We start from the raw sequence: 15,895 nt of genomic DNA on the forward strand, positions 1-15,895 counted from the left end.
ATGCCCACCACCACCTACCAGACCCGCCGCGGCGAGCTGGAAACCTATTTCGACCGCACTGCGGTCAAGGCCTGGGAGCGCCTGACCTCCGACGCCCCGGTGAGCGGCATCCGCGCCACGGTGCGCGCCGGGCGTGACGCGATGCGCGGCACGCTGCTCTCCTGGCTGCCGGCGGATCTCACCGGCAAGCGTGTGCTCGATGCTGGTTGCGGCACCGGCGCCCTGGCGCTGGAGGCCGCGCGGCGCGGCGCGCAGGTGGTGGCGGTCGATATCTCGCCGACGCTGATCGGCATCGCCCAGGACCGCGCGGCCGGTCAGCACGGGGCGGGTCATGTCGAGTTCCGCGCCGGCGACATGCATGACACGGCACTGGGCGAGTTCGACCATGTCGTCGCCATGGACAGCCTGATCCATTACAAGCCCGCCGATGTCTGCCGCGTGGTGGCGAGCCTGGCAGCGCGCACGCGTGGCTCCATCGTCTTCACCTTCGCGCCGAGCTCGGCCTTCCTGCTGGCTTTCCTCGCCGTGGGGCGGCTGGTGCCGCGCGGTGATCGCTCCCCCGCCATCGTGCCGGTGACGGAGGCGAAGCTGCGCCGGCTGCTGGCGGCTGAGCCCGGGCTTTCCGCATGGCGCGCCACGCGCAGCCACCGCATCGGCAGCGGCTTCTACACCTCCCATGCGCTGGAGCTGCGACGCGCATGAGCCTCAATAGCCGCATCATCCGGCAATGGACGAAGCTGGGCGCGCATTTGCTGCCCTTCGCGAGCGCGACGTCCGAGACCTTGCCGATGTCGCGGCTGCTGCGGCTGTCGCTGTTCCAGATCTCCTGCGGCATGACGGCCGTGCTGCTGGTGGGCACGCTGAACCGCGTGATGATCGTGGAGCTGAAGGTGCCGGCCGCGCTGGTGGCGCTGATGGTGGCGCTGCCACTGGTCTTCGCGCCGCTGCGTGCGCTGATCGGCTTCAAGTCGGACAACTACAAGTCGCTGCTCGGCTGGCGGCGCGTGCCCTATCTGTGGCTGGGCACGACGATCCAGTTCTCGGGCCTCGCCATGATGCCCTTCGCGCTGCTGGTGCTCTCCGGCGATACCTGGGCCGAGCCCTGGACAGGCCAGCTCGCCGCCGCGATCTCCTTCCTCATGGTCGGTGCGGGCATGCACACGGTGCAGACGGTGGGCCTTGCGCTCGCCACCGATCTTTCGCCGCGCGAGCAGCAGCCTAATGTGGTGGCGATGCTTTCGGCCATGCAGCTCCTCGGCATGGTCATTTCGGCGCTGGTCTTCGGCGCCATCCTGGCGGATTTCAGCCAGCTCAAGCTGATCCAGGTGGTGCAGGGCGCGGCGGCGCTGACGCTGATCCTGAACTTCGTCGCCGTCTGGCAGCAGGAGGCGCGCGACCCCACGCGCACCGCGCGGATGGCCGAGGCCGAGCCCGGCTTCCTCGAGAGCTTCCGCCTGCTGCGCCGCACGGGCCCGTGGAATCGCCGGCTGCTCGGCGCCGGGATCGGGGCCGCGGCCTTCGCCATGCAGGACGTGCTGCTGGAACCCTATGGCGGCCAGGTGCTTGGCCTGCCGGTGGGCGGCACCACGGCGCTCTCCGCGCTGCTGGCGGGCGGGGCGGTGCTGGGCTTCCTGCGCGCGGCGCGGCGGCTTCGGCTGGGAACGGATGCGCATCTGGTCGCGGCGCATGGCGCGCTGTTCGGCATCGCGGGCTTCAGCCTGATCGTGCTCTCGGGCGCGACGGGCCAGATCGCGCTGTTCGTGCTCGGCGTCATGCTCATCGGCTACGGCGCGGGGCTGTTCGGCCATGCGACGCTGACCGCCTGCATGGCCGCTGCCCCGGCGGAGCAGGTGGGCCTGGCGCTGGGCGTCTGGGGCGCCGTGCAGGCGACCTGCGCGGGTGTCGCCATCGCCTTCGGCGGCGCGCTGCGCGATTCCGTCACGGCGCTCGCCACCTCGGGCGCGCTCGGCGAAGGCTTCACCGAGCCGGTGGTCGGCTACATCGGCGTCTACCTGATCGAGATCGCGCTTCTTTTCCTCACCCTGGCCGTGGTCGGGCCGCTCGTGCAGCGCACGGGTGGTCCAGTGCTGCGACCCCAACCCGGGGCCGGTTCCGCCGGCCCTTCCCCGGTCGGCATCGCCGGCCACGCCAGCATCTAGGGCCAATCGGAGGTTCGCATGTACGCCAACGGCACACCAATGTGGGATCTGGTCACCATCTCACTCTATGCCTTCTTCGCCTTCTTCTTCGGCCTCGTGATGTGGCTGCACCGCGAGGGCAAGCGCGAGGGCTACCCGCTGGTCTCCGACCGCTGGGGCAAGAAGCTTCGCGTGCCGATCCATGGCTTCCCCGCCACGCCGCCGAAGAAGCACTTCCTGCTGGCGCATCCCGTGCCTGGCCATGGCGAGGAACGCCCGGAGCGCGACATCAGCGCCCTGGCCTATGGCGTGGACTACCAGCCAGGCTCGCCCATCGTCCCCACGGGCAACGCCATGGTGGATGGCATCGGCCCGGCCGCCTGGGCCGAGCGCGCGGATGTGCCGGACATGACCTTCGACGACAACGTGCCGAAGATCATCCCGCTCCGCGCTGCCCCCGGTTATGACACGGCCGAGGAGGATCCCGATCCGCGCGGCAAGCCGGTCGAGACGCTGGACGGCAAGATTGCGGGCACCTGCGTCGATCTCTGGGTCGACAAGTCCGAGGCGCTGTTCCGCTACCTCGAGGTCGAGCTTGCCGGCAGCGGCCGCCGCATCCTGGTGCCGATGTTCCTCGCCACCATCAATGCCAGCGGCCGCGTGCGCGTGGTCTCCGTCACCGCCGAGCAGATGGCCGCCGCGCCGGGCCTCAAGAACGCCGAGACGATCACGCTGCTCGAGGAGGACAAGGTCGCGGCCTATTTCGGCGGCGGGCATTTCTTCGCCACGCCCTCGCGCAGCGAGCCGCTGCTGTGACAGGCCACCGCCACACGCCCCCCGGCGTCCACGAGCACGAGAACGAGCCCGTGCCTGGATTGCCGGAGGCGCTGCCGGAGGGTGAGACCATCCTCTGGCAGGGCGCCCCGCGCTGGGGCGGCATCGCGCGGCGCGCGCTGCATCTGCGGGGCATGGCGATGTATTTCGCCCTGCTCGGCGTGCTGCGCGGCACGGCGATGGCGGCCGAGGGCCTGCCGCTCGCCGATGCCATCTGGGGTGGGGCGATCATGCTGCTGGTCGGCGCCGTGCCGATCGGCCTGCTGGCCGGCTTCGCGGTGCTCTCGGCCCGCACCTCGCTCTACACCATCACCAACCGCCGCATCGTGATGCGTGTCGGCGTTGCGTTGCCCATGACCATCAACCTGCCCTTCGCGCTGATCGAGAAGGCGGGCGTGCAACGGCATAGCGACGGCACGGGCGACATCACCGTGGCGCTGGTGAAGCCGCATCGCGTCGCCTGGCTCGCCGTCTGGCCGCATACGCGCAGTTTCCGCGTGGCCCGGCCGGAGCCCAGCCTACGCGCCCTGGCGGATGTGAATGTGGCGGCGCAGGTACTGGCCCGCGCCCTGGCCGCGCAGGCCGAGATGCCGGTGCAGCCGCTGGAGACGGCTGCCGCGCCCTCCGGCGCACGGCAGCCGGCCGCGGCGCTGGCGTAGCGGACAGGAAGGGGAGAGCCTGTCATGGCCCACGTCATTGCGCCACGCCATTCGGTACGCGGCCCGTTGCTTGCCTCCGTGCTGTTGATCGCCGGCACCCTGGCGCTGACCACCTTCTCACCCTTCGGCAGCTTTCCGCGCGACGAGGCGCGGCCGCTGGCGGAACGGCAGCTCCGCTTCGCCGATCGTGGCGACGGTGCGGTGGTGGTGATCGACGCCCTGCAGGGAAGTCAGATCGCCGTGATCCCGCCGGCGGAGGGCGGCTTCGTGCGCGGCGCGATGCGCGGTCTCGCGCGGGCGCGCTACGTTGCCGGTATCGGGCCGGAGGTGCCCTTTCGGCTCGTCGGATGGTCCGACGGGCGGCTGACCTTTGAGGATCCCGCGACCGGGACCAGACTGGAGATGGCAGCCTTCGGCCAGACGAATGCCGAGGCCTTCCTGCGCTTTCTATCACCATCGGAGGATCAGAGATGAACGACCACTGGGGAGTGGGTCGGGCAGTCTTCGGCGGCGGCGAGACCGTCGAGGTGCCTGTCACAGTGGATATCGAGCGGACGGCGGACAGCTTCCATGCCTATGCCGTGCCGGAAGGCGTGTTCCTCAAGCCCGGCGACCAGGTCGTCGTGCACGGCACGCCCGATCGCGTGGAGTTCGGCGAGCGCTACGTCTTCGAGACGCACGCAACCGTGATCCGCGCCAACGCCTTCCAGCGCTTCTGGACGCAGTGGATGGCGATCTTCGAGCTGACCGAGCTCTATCATTGCGGCTTCGAGGCACGGGAGGCGCCGGCATGGAACCGCTAGTCCTGGAGGGCCCGAGCGGCCCGGGCAACACCTCGGGCAACACGCCTGGCGGGCGCCCGGACGCGGATGGCGTGGCCACCCGCATGGCGCTGCACGAGACCGTGCTCTCGCCGCGCTTCTACACCACCGATTTCGACGCGATGGACCGCATCAACATCGAGCCCGTGCGCAAGCAGTGGGACGAGATGATGGCCGAGTTCCACGCCGACCCGAATCGCGGCCACTTCACGCGCACCTCGGAATTCGACGAGTTCGACATGTCGAAGCTGCCCGAGCCGCTGCAGAAGGAGCTGATGGAATTCCTGGTGAGCTCCGTCACCGCCGAGTTCAGCGGCTGCGTGCTCTATGCCGAGATCCGCAAGCGCGTGACCAACCCGGACATGAAGGACATCTTCGGCGTCATGGCGCGCGATGAGAGCCGGCACGCCGGCTTCATCAACGACGCGCTGAAGGATGTCGGCGTGGGTGTCGATCTCGGCTTCCTGACCAAGGCGAAGAAGTACCACTACTTCCAGCCGAAGTTCATCTTCTACGCGACCTATCTCAGCGAGAAGATCGGCTATGCGCGCTACATCACGATCTTCCGCCAGTTCGAGCGGCATCCGGAGCTGCGCTTCCACCCGATCTTCAAATGGTTCGAGAACTGGTGCAACGACGAGTTCCGCCATGGCGAGGCCTTCGCGCTGCTGATGCGCGCCAACCCGCATCTGCTGCAGGGCATCAACGTCTACTGGGTGCGCTTCTTCCAGCTTGCGGTCTTCGCGACGATGTATGTGCGCGACCATGCGCGGCCGGAATTCCACAAGGCGCTCGGCATGACGCCGACGGAATACGACATGCGCGTCTTCCGCATCACCGAGGAGATCTGCCGGCAGGTCTTCCCGGCCACGCTCGACATCGACAACCCTGCCTTCCTCCGCGGGCTCGAGCGTCTGCGCAAGATCGCGGAAGCGATGGGCGAGGCACGGGCGCAGGGTGGCTTCCTGGGCCGGGTCAAGCACCTGGGCCTCTCGGCGGCTGCGGCTGCGGCCTTCGCACGGCTCTATCTGCTGCGTCCGAAGCGCCATGCGCTGCCGGACGACGCGCGCCTCGCGCCGGCCTGGTAGCGCGGCATGGCGGAACACGGCATCCCGGCGCTGTTCGTCCTGTTCCTCTGGTGGTTCAGCACCGGGGTGATCCTGTATCTGGACGGGCTGCGGCGGGAGACCTTCCGCTGGACCATGCTGGGGGCGACCACGCTGCTGGTCGCGGCCCTGGTCGGGCTGCACGCGACGGCCTGGGACACCTCGACGCGCGGCGCCTATCTCGGCTTCGTCTTCGGCGTGCTGGTCTGGGCCTGGATCGAGATGGCCTTCCTGACCGGCCTGGTCACCGGCCCGAGCCAGGCGGAATGCCCGCCCGGGGCGCGGGGCCTCGCGCGCTTCCGGGCCGCGCTGGGCGCCATCCTGTGGCATGAATTGGCGATCGTCGCCGGGCTGGCGCTGATCGCACTCGCCACCTGGGGCGCGCCGAACCGTATCGGCTTCTGGACCTTCACCGCCTTCTGGGTGATGCGCCAGAGCGCCAAGCTCAACGTCTATCTCGGCGTGCGCAATCTGGCCGAGGCCTTCCTGCCCGACCATCTGCGCTACCTCGAGAGCTTCTTCCGTCGTCGCCCTATGAACGCGCTGCTGCCGATCTCGGTGGCGGCGGGGTGCATCGCCTGCGTGCTGCTCACGCTGCGCGCCATGGCAGCGGATGCGACGCCGCATGAGGCCACAGGCTACACGCTGCTCGCCGCCCTGGTGGCGCTCGGCGTGGTGGAGCACGTCTTCATGGTGATGCCGGTGCCGGCGGATGCGCTGTGGCGCTGGGGGCTTGCCTCCCGCGCCACAACACCGCCTGCCCCCCGGCCGCTGCCGGGAGCGTGAGGATCGGGACTGGCCGAGAGGGCAGGACAAGGCGTTTGGGGAGTCCGAGATGAACTACGAATCCTTCTTCCGCACGCAACTCGACGGGCTCCGCCGCGAAGGGCGCTACCGCGTCTTCGCCGACATCGAACGCCAGGCCGGCGCCTTCCCGAAAGCCACCCGACACCGCAACGGCCGCACCAGCGAGGTCACGGTCTGGTGCTCCAACGACTATCTCGGCATGGGGCAGCACCCCAAGGTGCTGGCCGCCATGCATGCCGCGCTCGACCGCTATGGTGCGGGTGCGGGCGGCACGCGCAACATCTCCGGCACCAACCATGAGCATGTGCTGCTGGAGCGGGCGCTGGCGAATCTGCACGGCACCGAGGACGCGCTGCTGTTCAACTCCGGCTACATGTCGAACTGGGCCTCGCTCTCCACCCTGGCCGCGCGCATGCCGGGCTGCGTCATCGTCTCCGATGAGATGAACCACGCCTCCATGATCGAGGGCATGCGCCACTCGCGCGCCGAGCGTCGCATGTTCAAGCACAACGACATGGCGGATCTGGAGCGCGTGTTGTCGGAGATCGCCCCCGGCGCGCCCAAGCTGGTGGCCTTCGAGAGCGTCTATTCCATGGATGGCGACATCGCGCCCATCGCCGCGATCTGCGACCTCGCCGACAGATATGGCGCGATGACCTATTGCGACGAGGTCCATGGCGTCGGCCTCTATGGCCCGCGCGGCGGCGGCGTGACCGACCGGGACGGCGTCTCCCACCGCCTGACGGTGATCGAGGGCACGCTGGCCAAGGCCTTCGGCGTGATCGGCGGCTACATCGCCGGCTCGGCCGCCATGTGCGACTTCGTGCGCAGCTATGCCTCGGGCTTCATCTTCTCCACCGCCCTGCCGCCGGCCGTGGCCGCGGGCGCGCGGGCGAGCATCGAGCACCTGATGGAAAGCCAGGTGGAGCGCGCGCGGCTGCATGAGCGGGCGGCGACGCTGCGCCGGCGCCTGGATGCGGTGGGCGTGCCGCATCTGGCGAACGACAGCCACATCGTGCCCGTGATGGTCTATGATCCGATTCTGTGCAAACAGATCAGTGACCTTCTGCTCGACGAACATGGAATCTATGTCCAGCCCATCAACTACCCCACGGTGCCGCGCGGCACGGAACGGCTGCGCATCACGCCCGGCCCGGTGCATAGCGACGCCGACATGGACCATCTTGTGGACAGCCTCGCCGCCATCTGGGCGCGCTTCGAGTTGCGACGCGCGGCCTGATGGATCTGCCGGGCGCGGTCTTCGCCATGACGGGTGAGGCGAAGGCGGCGCGGCCGCAGAAGGTGAAGCCGGGGCGGCAGGTCTTCCCCTTCGCCGCCATCGTCGGCCAGGACGAGATGAAGCTCGCCATCCTGATCGCTGCGGTCGATCAGGCGGTAGGCGGCGTGCTGGTCTTCGGCGATCGCGGCACCGGCAAATCCACCGCCGTGCGCGCCCTGGCCGCTTTGCTGCCGCCGATGGAGGTGGTGGCGAACTGCCCCTATAATTCCGACCCGAAGCGGCCCTTCCCGCCGCGCGAGGGCCCGATCGAGACGGCGCTGATTCCCGTCCCCGTCGTGGATCTGCCGCTGGGTGCCACGGAAGATCGCGTGGCCGGTGCGCTGGATATCGAGCGCGCGCTGGCGAATGGCGAGAAGGCCTTCGAGCCCGGGCTGCTCGCCCGCGCGCATCGCGGCTTCCTCTACATCGATGAAGTGAACCTGCTCGAGGATCACCTGGTGGACCTGCTGCTCGATGTCGCGGCCTCGGGTGAGAATGTGGTGGAGCGCGAGGGCATCTCCATCCGCCACCCGGCGAAATTCGTGCTGATCGGCAGCGGCAACCCGGAAGAGGGCGAGTTGCGGCCGCAATTGCTGGACCGTTTCGGCCTTTCGGTCGAGGTGCGGACCCCCACCGACCTCGCCACCCGCGTCGAAGTCGTGCGGCGCCGCGACGCCTTCGAGCGCAACCCGGAAAAATTCGTCGCGGCCTGGGAGCGTGAGGCCACGCAGATCCGCCGGCGCATCATCGCCGCGCGCCGGCTGCTGCCGAAGGTCGCAGTGCCGGATGCGATGCTCGAGGCCGCGGCGAAGCTCTGCATGGCGCTCGGCACGGATGGGCTGCGCGGCGAGCTGACGCTGATCCGCACGGCGCGCGCCCTGGCCGCGCTGGAGGGCGATCGCGCGGTCACGCTCGCGCATCTGCGTCGCGTCGCCCCGCCCGCCTTGCGCCATCGCCTGCGCCGCAACCCGCTGGATGAGGCCGTGGCCACCACGCGCGTCGAACGCGCGATCACGGAGGTCTTCGGGCCGTGACCGATGATGCATCCGATGCCGGCGGGCCGGATGCCGCCCCATCGGATGCCGTGATGGCCGCCACGCTGCTGGCGATCGATCCGGCGGGCTTGGGCGGCGCCGTGCTGCGCGGTGCGCCGGGGTTGTTGCGTGACCAGTGGCTGGCGCTGCTGCGCGGCGCGCTGCCCGCCGGCACGCCCTTTCGTCGCCTGCCGCTGAACGCGCCGGATAGTCGCCTGCTCGGCGGGCTCGACCTCGCAGCCACCCTCGCCGCCGGGCGGCCGGTGGCGGAGCGCGGCGTGCTCGCGGAGTCGCATGGTGGCATCGTGCTGCTCGCCATGGCGGAGCGGATCGAAGCCGGGGCCGCGGCGCGGCTCGCCGCCGTGCTCGACGCCGGGGAGGTCGCGGTGCAGCGCGACGGGCTGTCGCTGCGCCAGCCCGCGCGGCTCGGCCTGGTCGCGCTGGATGAGGGCGTGAGCGCCGAGGAACAGGTGCCCGCCGCGCTGCGGGAGCGCCTCGCTTTCCATCTCACGCTGGAGGGCCGCGGCAGCCTGGCGGCCCGCGCCGCCGATCCCAAGGATATCCGCGCCGCGCGCGACCTGCTCGCCGGGATCGAGGCGCCGGAGGAGGTGGTGACGGCGCTGTGCGGCGCTTCCCTCTCGCTCGGCATCGATTCGGTGCGCGCGCCGCTGCTCGCGCTGCGCACCGCCCGTGCCGCCGCCGCCTTCCAGGGGCGGGACGCCATCCTGCCCGAGGATGTGGGCCTCGCCGCGCGGCTCGTGCTCGGCCCGCGCGCCACGCGCCTGCCCGCGCCCCCGGAGGATCAGCCGGCCGAACCCGATTCGGCGCCGGAAGAGCCCGCGCAGCAGGCCGACAGCCCGCCGGACCAGCCGCCGGACAATGCGGAGCAATCCGATGACAGGCCGGAACAACCCCTCGACCCCGCCGCGCTGCAGGAGATGATCCTGGACGCCGCCCGCGCCACCATGCCGGCCGGCCTGCTCGCCGCGCTGGGCGCGCAGACGCGCGAGGCGGCGCGCCGGGCGGGTGTCTCGGCCGGGCGCGTGGGCGCGCAGCGCCTGTCGCGGCAGCGCGGCCGGCCCATCGGCACGCGGCCCGGCGAGTTGCGTGGCACGGCGCGGCTCGCGCTGGTCGATACGCTGCGCGCCGCGGCACCCTGGCAGAAGCTGCGCCGGCAGGCCGGCAGGCCCGGCCCGCTGATCCGCGTCGCCGCCGGCGATATCCGCGTGCAGCGCTTCAAGCAGCACACCGAGACCACGGCGATCTTCGTGGTCGATGCCTCCGGCTCCTCCGCCCTCAACCGGCTGGCCGAGGCGAAGGGCGCGGTCGAGTTGCTGCTGGCCGATTGCTATGTCCGCCGCGACCAGGTGGCGGTGGTCGCCTTCCGCGGCACGGCGGCGGAGATCCTGCTGCCGCCCACCTCCTCCCTCGTGAGGGCCAAGCGCAGCCTCGCCGGCCTGCCGGGCGGGGGGGCGACGCCGCTGGCGCTCGGGCTGGAAGCGGCCACGGGCCTCGCGGAGGAGGCGGTGCGGCGCGGCCGTTCGCCGCTGCTGGTGCTGCTGACCGATGGCCGCGCCAATATCGGGCGCGACGGCAAGCCGGGCCGGCCCAAGGCGGAGGCCGATGCGCTGGTCGCCGCCATGCCGCTGCGCCTGGCGCGCGTGCCCGCCCTGCTGGTCGATACCGCGCCACGCCCCGTGCCCTATGCGCGGCAATTGGCCGAGGCGATGGGCGCGCGCTACCTCGCCTTGCCCTCGGCGGATTCGCAGGCCTTGAGCGAGGCCGTGGCCGCCGCGCGCGACACGCCCTGAGCATGGCGGAGCGCCTGGATTTCGAGACCGATGGCCGGTCCTGGCCCAATCGCGCCGCCAGCCGCTTCGTCACCGCGGGCGGGCTGCGCTGGCATGTGCAGGTGATGGGCCGCGAGGATTCGCCGGTGCTGCTGCTGCTGCACGGCACCGCCGCGGGCACGCATTCCTGGCGCGACATGATGGCGCCGCTCGCGGCGGATTTTCGCGTGGTCGCGCCCGACCTGCCTGGCCATGCCTTCACCAGCGCGCCGCCGGCCGCGAAGCTCTCCTTGCCGGGCATGGCGGGGGCGGTGGCCGAGCTGCTGCGCGCGATGAACCTCTCGCCCGTCCTCGCGGCAGGTCATTCCGCGGGGGCGGCGATCCTGCTGCGCATGGCGCTGGATGGCGCCATCGCGCCGGCGCGCATCATCAGCCTCAACGGCGCCTTGCAGCCGCTCGGCGACAAGGCGGCGGCCTTCTTCACGCGCGCGGCGCGGCTGCTGGTGGGGCTGCCCTTCGTGCCGAGCCTGTTTGCCTGGCGCGCGCAGGATCGCTCGGTGGCGGAACGGCTGCTGATGGATACGGGCAGCCGCATCGATGCGCGCGGCATCGATGGCTATGCGCGGCTGTTCCGCAATGCCGGCCATGTCTCCGCCGCGCTGACGATGATGGCGCATTGGGACCTGCTGCCGCTGCTGCGCGACCTGCCGCGGCTGCAATCGCGCCTCGTGCTGGTGGTCGGCGCCAATGACCGCGCGGTGCCGCCGGCCCAGGCCGAGCGCGTGCGCGCGCGCCTGCCATCGGCGCGCATCATCACCCTGCCGGGGCTCGGCCATCTGGCGCATGAGGAACAGCCGGAGCGAGTGGTCGAGCTGATCCGCGCGGAGCCCGCCGCCGCATGATGCGCCGCAACACAGTTTTGGCCTCGCCACGGCGGGGGCCGGGTGGCTACCCTTCCGGCGTGATGCTCCAAGGTGCGGCATGGTGACTTCCGCCTCCGGCCCGGTGACCAATGCCGGGGACCTCGCGGCCTGTCAGGCGATGCTCGCCGGCGGGTCGAAATCCTTCCGCGCGGCGGCGATGCTGCTGCCGCGGCGCGTCGCCGAGCCTGCCGCCGCGCTCTACGCCTTCTGCCGCGTCGCCGATGACGAGATCGATGAGGGCGAGGGCGGGCCCGCGCCGCTGCGCCGGCTGCTGGCGCGGCTCGATGACATCTATGCCGGGCGGCCGCAGGATTTCGTGGCCGATCGCGCCTTCGCGCAGGTGGTGCGGCACTACGCCATTCCCCGCGCCCTGCCCGCCGCGCTGCTGGAGGGCTTCGCCTGGGATGGCGAGGGGCGGCGCTATGCCGATATCGGCGCGCTCGAGGCCTATGCGGCGCGCGTCGCGGCCACGGTGGGCGCGATGATGACGCTGCTGATGGGCGTGCGCGACCCGGTGGCGCATGCGCGCGCCTGCGACCTCGGCGTGGCCATGCAGCTCACCAACATCGCGCGCGATGTCGGCACCGATGCGCGGATGGGGCGGCTCTATCTCCCGCTCGACTGGCTGGCGGAGGAAGGGATCGACCCCGACGCCTTCCTTGCCGCGCCGCATTTCACCCCCGCGCTGGGCCGCGTGGTGGCGCGGCTGTTGCGCGTGGCGGACCAGCATTACCGGCGCGCCGAGGGCGGCATCGCGCTGCTGCCGCTGGATTGCCGCGCGGGCATCGCCGCCGCGCGGCGCGTCTATGCCGAGATCGGCCGCGCGCTGGAACGCCAGGGGCTGGACAGCGTCTCGCGCCGCGCCGTGGTGCCGATGCGGCGCAAGGCCTGGCTGATGGCGCAGAGCCTTTCCGCCGTCGCCACCGCGCAGCCGCGCCGCCCGGCGCCGCCGCTGCCCGCCACGGCCTTCCTGGTCGAGGCCGTGGCCCAGGCGCCAGCCCCGCGCGAGGCCCCGGGCCCCGCCCGCCTGCCCGAGCGCATCGTCCGCGCCGCGACGCTGTTCGACCGTCTCGCGCGCGAGGAGAGCTATGGCAGCCTGACACGCTGATCTGTCATGCTGGCTTGACACACATCAAGGCGCCGCGCGGTTGAAGCGCGCCAGCATCCGGCCCAAGGCCTCATCGCTTTGGGAGATGTCCGGTGCGCATTCTGCTGATCCATCCGAACTACCACAGCGGCGGCGCCGAGATCGCGGGCACCTGGCCGCCGGCCTGGGTCGCCTATCTCGCCGGCTACCTCAGGGCGGATGGCTATAACGACATCATCTTCATCGATGCGATGACGACGCATATGGAGGATGACGCGTTGCGGGCCGAGATGGCGCGGCTCAAGCCCGACATCATCGGCACCACCGCCATCACGCCGGCCATCTACAAGGCCGAGGCCACGCTGAAGCTGGCCAAGGAAACCTGCCCCGAGGCGATCACCGTGCTGGGCGGCATCCACGGCACCTTCATGTACCCGCAGGTGCTGACCGAGGCGCCCTGGATCGACGCCGTGGTGCGCGGGGAGGGCGAGCAGGTGCTGCTCGACCTCGTGCGCTGCGTCGAGGATGGGCGCTGGATGCAGGAACGCGGCAGCGTGCAGGGCATCGCCTATCTCGAGGATGGCAAGGTGGTGGCCACCAAGGCCGCGCCGCCGATCAAGGACATCGACCGCATCAAGCCCGACTGGGGCATCCTGGAATGGTCGCGCTACACCTACATCCCGACCGGCACGCGCGTCGCCATCCCGAACATGGCGCGCGGCTGCCCCTTCACCTGTTCCTTCTGCAGCCAATGGATGTTCTGGCGCGACTACCGCGTGCGCGACCCCAAGAAGGTGGTGGACGAGATCGAGGAGCTGGTGACGAAGCACCAGGTCGGCTTCTTCATCCTGGCCGATGAGGAACCGACCATCCACAAGAAGAAGTTCGTGGAATTCTGCCAGGAGCTGATCGACCGCGGCCTGCCCGACAAGGTGCAATGGGGCATCAACACCCGCGTCACCGACATCCTGCGCGACGAGGCGCTGCTGCCCTTCTACCGCAAGGCGGGGCTGGTCCACATCTCGCTCGGTACCGAGGCGGCGGCGCAGCTCAAGCTCGACCGCTTCAACAAGGAGACGACGGTCGCGCAGAACAAGAAGGCCATCCAGCTGCTGCGCGAGGCGGGCATCGTCAGTGAGGCGCAGTTCATCGTGGGTCTCGAGAACGAAACGGTCGAGACGCTGGAAGAGACCTATCTGATGGCGCGGGACTGGAACCCCGACATGGCGAACTGGGCGATGTACACGCCCTGGCCCTTCAGCGACCTGTTCAAGGAACTCGGCGACAAGGTCGAGGTGTTCGACTTCTCGAAGTACAATTTCGTGACGCCGATCATGAAGCCCGAGGCGATGGACCGCGCCACGCTGCTCGATCGCACCATGGCGAACTACCGGCGCTTCTACATGCGCAAGGCCTTCCTGGAATATCCCTGGACGCGCGACAAGCGCCGGCGCGGCTACCTGCTCGGCTGCCTCAAGGCCTTCCTGAAATCGGGCATGCAGCGCACCTTCTACGACCTCGGCAAGGTCGGCTATTGGGGCCCGCAGACCAAGAAGAAGGTCGATTTCCACTTCGACGAGACCCGCACGCTCGAGGCGCGTGAGCCCGTGAAGGTCCCGCACAATGCGATGTGGAAGACCATGCACCGGCCCAAGGCGAAGCTGCCCGCGGCCAATGCACAGGCCACAGGCGGGGCGCCGATGGCCTGCGGCGGCGGCAAGGAGCAGCTGGCGGAATCGCTCGAACCGATGGCCCCGCCCGCCATCAAGGCCTGCGGCGGCGGCACGCAGCAACTGCCCGAGGCGGTGGACGCACCGCCCCGCGCATGAGCGCCGGGTCGTGAACGCGATGGCGGGCGCGGCCGTGCTGCCCGGCAGCGGGCGCATCGGCCCCAACGCCATCACCCGCATGGCCGAGGCGCTGATGGCATCGGAGGGCATGGCCGCCACCCGCGCGATCTTCGCCGAGGCCGGGCTGGCGGCGCATCTCGCCACCCCGCCCACCGGCATGGTGCCGGAGCGCGAGGTGATGCGGCTGCACCGCACGCTGCGCGCCGGGCTGGGCGAGGCGCGGGCGAGCCTCGTTTCGCGTGAGGCCGGGCGGCTGACCGCCTATTACCTGCTGGCGCACCGCATTCCCCGCCCTGTGCAATGGCTGCTGCGGAATCTGCCGCCCCGCCCGGCGGCCTGGATCCTGCTGCGCGCCATCGGCCGCCATGCCTGGACCTTCGCCGGTTCGGGCCGGTTCCGCGTGCTGCCGGGCCGGCCGCTGCGGCTTGAGATCGCCGAAGGGCCGCTCGCCCTGGGCGCGCAGGCGGAAAACCCCGTCTGCGCCTATTACGCCGCGACCTTCGAGACGCTCTTCGCCGAGCTGGTCAGCCCGCGCACGCGGGTGCGCGAGACCGCCTGCATGGCGCTCGGCGCGCCGGCCTGCGTGTTCGAGGTGGATTGGTCGCGCGAAATCCATTGACGCGAGTGTCAATTCAGCCTGACATACCATGTGACAACACAGGCTGACGGTTCGCCGTCGGCCCTGGAGGCCCTGCATGGACACCGCGACCCGCATCGAGAGCACGCTCGCCGACGCCGTGCTCTGCGCCGAGGCCGCCGGCGCGCCGCCACGCCTGGCCGCCGCGATGCGGCATTCGGTCTTCCCCAAGGGCGGGCGCATTCGCCCGCGCCTGACGCTGGCCGTGGCCGCCGCCTGTGGCGACGACAAGCCGGGCCTGTCTTCCGCCGCCGCCGCCGCGATCGAGCTGCTGCACTGCGCCAGCCTGGTGCATGACGACATGCCCGCCTTCGACAATGCCGAGACACGGCGCGGCAAGCCCAGCGTGCACCGCGCCTTCGGCGAGCCGCTGGCGGTGCTCTCGGGCGATGCGCTGATCGTGCTGGCCTTCCAGACCCTCGCCCGCGCCGCGCCCTGCGCGCCGGAGCGGCTGGGCCCGGTGATCGGCGCCGTGGCGGATGGCGTGGGCGTGCCCTTCGGCATCGTCGCCGGCCAGGCCTGGGAGTGCGAGCCCCGCGCCGACCTCTCCGAATACCACCGGCAGAAGACCGGTGCGCTCTTCGCCGCCGCGACCATCGCGGGTGCGGCGGCGGCCGGCTTCGCGGAGCCGGAGCTGTGGCGCGCCCTGGGTGAGAAGCTGGGCGAGGCCTATCAGGTGGCGGACGATCTGCGCGACGCGGTCGAGGATGAGGCCACGCTGGGCAAGCCCGTGGGGGTGGACAAGGCGTTGGGCCGGCCGAGTGCCGTGACGCAGCTCGGGCTTGAGGGTGCGGTGGCGCGGTTGAAGTCCCTCGCCGCCGCGGCCGTCACCTCGATCCCGGACTGCCCCGGCCAGACCATGCTGCGCGCCGCGATCCTGCAGGAAGCCGGGCGGCTGCTGCCCCAGAAGCTGGCCTCGGCGGCCTGAGC

16 protein-coding genes are annotated in these 15,895 nt (G+C 70.8%); all 16 read left to right on the top strand.

The genetic code is table 11. The annotated features are described in order from the left end of the window. Positions 1-702, top strand: coding sequence for a magnesium protoporphyrin IX methyltransferase (gene bchM, locus AC2D9U_RS09080; RefSeq protein WP_484748152.1), 702 nt, complete (start codon positions 1-3; stop codon positions 700-702). Beyond that, positions 699-2,159, top strand: a complete 1,461-nt coding sequence (locus AC2D9U_RS09085; protein WP_484748153.1) for a BCD family MFS transporter — start codon at positions 699-701, stop codon at positions 2,157-2,159. Before bchM ends, AC2D9U_RS09085 begins: the two co-directional genes overlap by 4 nt. An 18-nt stretch (positions 2,160-2,177) precedes the next feature. Beyond that, complete coding sequence (gene puhA / locus AC2D9U_RS09090; RefSeq protein ID WP_484748154.1) at positions 2,178-2,954, top strand: photosynthetic reaction center subunit H; 777 nt, start codon at positions 2,178-2,180, stop codon at positions 2,952-2,954. After that, entirely contained in the window at positions 2,951-3,631 is a 681-nt protein-coding gene (gene puhB, locus AC2D9U_RS09095) for a photosynthetic complex putative assembly protein PuhB (protein ID WP_484748155.1), read from the top strand. Before puhA ends, puhB begins: the two co-directional genes overlap by 4 nt. A 24-nt stretch (positions 3,632-3,655) precedes the next feature. After that, positions 3,656-4,105, top strand: a complete 450-nt coding sequence (gene puhC / locus AC2D9U_RS09100) for a photosynthetic complex assembly protein PuhC (protein WP_484748156.1) — start codon at positions 3,656-3,658, stop codon at positions 4,103-4,105. Further along, a complete protein-coding gene (locus AC2D9U_RS09105) occupies positions 4,102-4,434 on the top strand; it encodes a hypothetical protein (RefSeq protein WP_484748157.1) in 333 nt (110 codons plus the stop codon). The genes puhC and AC2D9U_RS09105 overlap by 4 nt, the downstream gene beginning before the upstream one ends. Next, a complete protein-coding gene (gene acsF, locus AC2D9U_RS09110) occupies positions 4,422-5,540 on the top strand; it encodes a magnesium-protoporphyrin IX monomethyl ester (oxidative) cyclase (protein ID WP_484748158.1) in 1,119 nt (372 codons plus the stop codon). The genes AC2D9U_RS09105 and acsF overlap by 13 nt, the downstream gene beginning before the upstream one ends. A gap of 6 nt (positions 5,541-5,546) precedes the next feature. Then, entirely contained in the window at positions 5,547-6,344 is a 798-nt protein-coding gene (puhE, locus tag AC2D9U_RS09115) for a putative photosynthetic complex assembly protein PuhE (protein ID WP_484748159.1), read from the top strand. 49 nt (positions 6,345-6,393) lie between these two features. Beyond that, on the top strand, positions 6,394-7,605 hold the full coding sequence (gene hemA, locus AC2D9U_RS09120) for a 5-aminolevulinate synthase (protein WP_484748160.1): 1,212 nt from the start codon (positions 6,394-6,396) through the stop codon (positions 7,603-7,605). Further along, positions 7,605-8,678 (top strand): magnesium chelatase ATPase subunit I, encoded by a 1,074-nt coding sequence (bchI, locus tag AC2D9U_RS09125; protein ID WP_484748161.1) that lies wholly within the window; start codon positions 7,605-7,607, stop codon positions 8,676-8,678. The genes hemA and bchI overlap by 1 nt, the downstream gene beginning before the upstream one ends. Next, on the top strand, positions 8,675-10,489 hold the full coding sequence (locus AC2D9U_RS09130; protein WP_484748162.1) for a magnesium chelatase subunit D: 1,815 nt from the start codon (positions 8,675-8,677) through the stop codon (positions 10,487-10,489). The genes bchI and AC2D9U_RS09130 overlap by 4 nt, the downstream gene beginning before the upstream one ends. A 2-nt stretch (positions 10,490-10,491) precedes the next feature. Next, positions 10,492-11,370, top strand: a complete 879-nt coding sequence (gene bchO / locus AC2D9U_RS09135) for an alpha/beta fold hydrolase BchO (RefSeq protein ID WP_484748163.1) — start codon at positions 10,492-10,494, stop codon at positions 11,368-11,370. Positions 11,371-11,449: 79 nt separating this feature from the next. Next, positions 11,450-12,499: a phytoene/squalene synthase family protein gene (locus tag AC2D9U_RS09140; RefSeq protein WP_484748164.1), complete on the top strand. Its 1,050-nt coding sequence runs from the start codon at positions 11,450-11,452 to the stop codon at positions 12,497-12,499. A gap of 92 nt (positions 12,500-12,591) precedes the next feature. Then, positions 12,592-14,307, top strand: coding sequence for a magnesium-protoporphyrin IX monomethyl ester anaerobic oxidative cyclase (gene bchE / locus AC2D9U_RS09145; RefSeq protein WP_484748165.1), 1,716 nt, complete (start codon positions 12,592-12,594; stop codon positions 14,305-14,307). Positions 14,308-14,326: 19 nt separating this feature from the next. Next, positions 14,327-14,947 (top strand): bacteriochlorophyll 4-vinyl reductase, encoded by a 621-nt coding sequence (gene bchJ, locus AC2D9U_RS09150; protein WP_484748376.1) that lies wholly within the window; start codon positions 14,327-14,329, stop codon positions 14,945-14,947. A 76-nt stretch (positions 14,948-15,023) separates the two neighbouring features. Then, entirely contained in the window at positions 15,024-15,893 is an 870-nt protein-coding gene (locus tag AC2D9U_RS09155; RefSeq protein ID WP_484748166.1) for a polyprenyl synthetase family protein, read from the top strand. Positions 15,894-15,895 lie beyond the last annotated feature (2 nt).

The organism is Roseomonas sp. TF40, assembly GCF_057219975.1.

Excerpts from the sequence above, each read along its gene's own strand:
- bchM (WP_484748152.1), top strand. The coding sequence starts at position 1 with ATGCCCACCACCACCTACCAGACCCGCCGCGGCGAGCTGGAAACCTAT.
- AC2D9U_RS09085 (WP_484748153.1), top strand. The coding sequence starts at position 699 with ATGAGCCTCAATAGCCGCATCATCCGGCAATGGACGAAGCTGGGCGCG.
- puhA (WP_484748154.1), top strand. The coding sequence starts at position 2,178 with ATGTACGCCAACGGCACACCAATGTGGGATCTGGTCACCATCTCACTC.
- puhC (WP_484748156.1), top strand. The coding sequence starts at position 3,656 with ATGGCCCACGTCATTGCGCCACGCCATTCGGTACGCGGCCCGTTGCTT.
- AC2D9U_RS09105 (WP_484748157.1), top strand. The coding sequence starts at position 4,102 with ATGAACGACCACTGGGGAGTGGGTCGGGCAGTCTTCGGCGGCGGCGAG.
- acsF (WP_484748158.1), top strand. The coding sequence starts at position 4,422 with ATGGAACCGCTAGTCCTGGAGGGCCCGAGCGGCCCGGGCAACACCTCG.
- puhE (WP_484748159.1), top strand. The coding sequence starts at position 5,547 with ATGGCGGAACACGGCATCCCGGCGCTGTTCGTCCTGTTCCTCTGGTGG.
- hemA (WP_484748160.1), top strand. The coding sequence starts at position 6,394 with ATGAACTACGAATCCTTCTTCCGCACGCAACTCGACGGGCTCCGCCGC.
- bchI (WP_484748161.1), top strand. The coding sequence starts at position 7,605 with ATGGATCTGCCGGGCGCGGTCTTCGCCATGACGGGTGAGGCGAAGGCG.
- bchO (WP_484748163.1), top strand. The coding sequence starts at position 10,492 with ATGGCGGAGCGCCTGGATTTCGAGACCGATGGCCGGTCCTGGCCCAAT.
- AC2D9U_RS09140 (WP_484748164.1), top strand. The coding sequence starts at position 11,450 with ATGGTGACTTCCGCCTCCGGCCCGGTGACCAATGCCGGGGACCTCGCG.
- bchJ (WP_484748376.1), top strand. The coding sequence starts at position 14,327 with ATGGCGGGCGCGGCCGTGCTGCCCGGCAGCGGGCGCATCGGCCCCAAC.
- AC2D9U_RS09155 (WP_484748166.1), top strand. The coding sequence starts at position 15,024 with ATGGACACCGCGACCCGCATCGAGAGCACGCTCGCCGACGCCGTGCTC.